The organism is Endozoicomonas sp., from assembly GCF_051008435.1.
Taxonomy (GTDB): Bacteria; Pseudomonadota; Gammaproteobacteria; order Pseudomonadales; family Endozoicomonadaceae; genus Endozoicomonas_A.
Genome location: NZ_JBPCXO010000159.1, coordinates 1 through 2,399, shown reverse-complemented (window position 1 = coordinate 2,399; position 2,399 = coordinate 1). Strand labels below are relative to the sequence as shown.

Here is a 2,399-nt window from a genome sequence, read left to right as displayed (position 1 = left end):
TGGGTCTGTTCAGAGTGCGGAGCTGAACATCTGCGTGACGTAAACGCAGCAAGAAACATTCTTGCGGTCGGGCATGACCGTCTAGCTGTAGGAATCCCCGTCCTTTAGGGCGGGGAGGATGTCAAGAGCTTGGATTAAAGTCAGGTCGTTATTTTCTGAGCACAATGGGGCGCCGAATCACCAGAGAGCACCAGGCTCTAGCGAATCTATGGTCAACAGAACCTAATGAGCGCAGGAAATCCTTTGCTCACGTTTGAAGTCATGCTGAAATTTTAACAAAAAATAAAAGCCGCCAGGCCAGGGGCTTGAGTTCCGACAGCGATGACTGCAATCCATTGCTTGACGAAGTCTGCAAGGAGTCGACTTCGGCTCTCCAGTCCTGGATCTTCGCCTGGCGTTCACAGTTCAGACACTTCCAGCCTGAAATAGTTGCAGCCGCTGAGCCCTTCGCAGAACTTTGTCAGTATCACTAACCAAAACCAGAAATTTGGTTAGTGATTTTACGGCTCTGAACTGAATAATGAGGACTGTTTTTCCATAGCCAGAAGGATCAGGCATGCAGGCAGCTAGCCATCAACCCTCTTTGGATCATACCCGTCCAAAGCTACATCTCCCTGACAGCAATAAGAAGTTACCAGGCGTCTGCTATCTGGAATTGCGGGGAGAAGAGCTTTACACCCATGATCTTAGCCACTTCTATCAAAACGACCCGGACATCAGGAGACTCTCGTCTTATACCGTCAAGCTATCCGGGGTCGACGATAGTCAGCTTGTCGATTTGAGCAGTATGCCTTTAAGTCAGTGGATGGAGCTGACGGCAACAGAGGACAAGTTTGAAACTCAGATTCAGTCATTTTTGAAGGCACGTGTAGCACTTGAGCGGCACATGATCGGATCGTACATGGAAAGAGATCCCAATTTAAAAGAAGAATTCCTTAGACATGAAAAAGAGCTGAAAGCCCTGATGTTTGCAGCTCAGGATATTCGCTCCTACACCAGGCATCTGCCCGCTCTGGCTCAAAAAATTGAGTTACGGTGGCAGGCGGAGCATCAGGGAGAATCATTTCCAGCAAAGGCATTTTCGGAAGATTGCTACCAGAGTTATTGCGAAACACCCGCCACCGTTCCAGATGCCAGAAAAAAGACCCTGTTTTCCTGCCCGGCAGCGGTAAAAATGTGGGCAGCTCAGGAGAAGCGAGTCAGAGTGCCGCAGAGGAAAAGGATAAAGGATATTCTTAGTACCAAGAAAGCATCAACTCTGAGTCGTGTGTTGTCTGAAGAACTCAAAGCGCTGCTGGGGCTTGATGAAGCACCCCTTTTTCTGCAGTTTTTGCCGTCAGAAGCGGTCAAGGATATTGTCAGACAATGCAGTTTTAAAGATGCCATGGAAGGTCTCAATTTACAGCATGGCAAGTACCCACATTTGATCCATCTTTTTTGTTTGGCAAAGGGTGAAAAGCTGACGAAGCCCTTATTGGATCTGATTCTGAAACTGGGTATCTGGAACAGTTTCTTTGATAGAAGTGCTTTCCGTGAAGATATTGTTCTGGGTGACAGTGATCCTTCTAATGAGCATGGTACCCGTGTAAAAGGTTTTACCCGGGTGATGTCTGGTGCCAATCCCCATAATCTTTCCCGAATGCTGGCGAATGCCGAATTATCTGAAGCTTTAAAAGATCTCCGGGCAAAGGGAAAACAGAATATTCTGCCTGTGATATTGAAAGAATGGTTGGGTATATCCCTGAAGCCGGGTGAATCACTTGACCAGAAGCTGGATGAAACCATCAGGCAGCTGGAAGTCCTGGAAACTTATGTCCGTGACAGTCTATTTGGCAGTCTGGATAAAATAGCTGAGCGTCATCCGGAATTATTGGCTGAACTGGGAATTTTTGATGAAGATGATGAGTTCTCGGGCGATGACTTGTTACTGTTTGGTCTGTTTAATCAGGGCGACAGCACCGACGACGACCCTATTGTAAAAGTAGCCATGGAAAAAGCGGTTCGTTGTTTTAAAGATGGGCACAGAGTTTTACTGCCTGATGCAACCGGTAAGACTCTGGTTGAAGCCACCTCTGAGGAGCATATTCGATCCACCAGAGGGGCTGTTGTTTTCAAGAAACGTCAATGAAGGAAAAGTCGATTTGAAAAGGCCCTATAAATCACGCTTCTAATGGCCGGGGTTCTGCTCAGTATCAACAGGTATAGCCCGTTTCTCTATATGGTAGTGGTAAGTCCTGTCATTGGATTCCAATGGTTCTCCCAGTTTTTGCAGTTCTAGGAGCCTGTCGGACTTACCACTGACCTACTGCGAAAAAGCCTGATTTGGCCATTTTTTATGATTCTTTTCGTTGAATAGCTCGCTATTCGCCTCAAATAATCATAAAAACTGTCTCAAACCG

2 protein-coding genes are annotated in these 2,399 nt (G+C 46.8%); both read left to right on the top strand.

What is annotated here, in order from left to right:
• Positions 1-108 (top strand): zinc ribbon domain-containing protein (locus ACR2PX_RS07850; protein ID WP_433997355.1); only part of this gene is annotated, 108 nt, incomplete at its 5' end.
• A 448-nt stretch (positions 109-556) separates the two neighbouring features.
• Positions 557-2,128, top strand: a complete 1,572-nt coding sequence (locus tag ACR2PX_RS07845) for a hypothetical protein (RefSeq protein ID WP_433998800.1) — start codon at positions 557-559, stop codon at positions 2,126-2,128.
• Positions 2,129-2,399 lie beyond the last annotated feature (271 nt).

Excerpts from the sequence above, each read along its gene's own strand:
- ACR2PX_RS07845 (WP_433998800.1), top strand. The coding sequence starts at position 557 with ATGCAGGCAGCTAGCCATCAACCCTCTTTGGATCATACCCGTCCAAAG.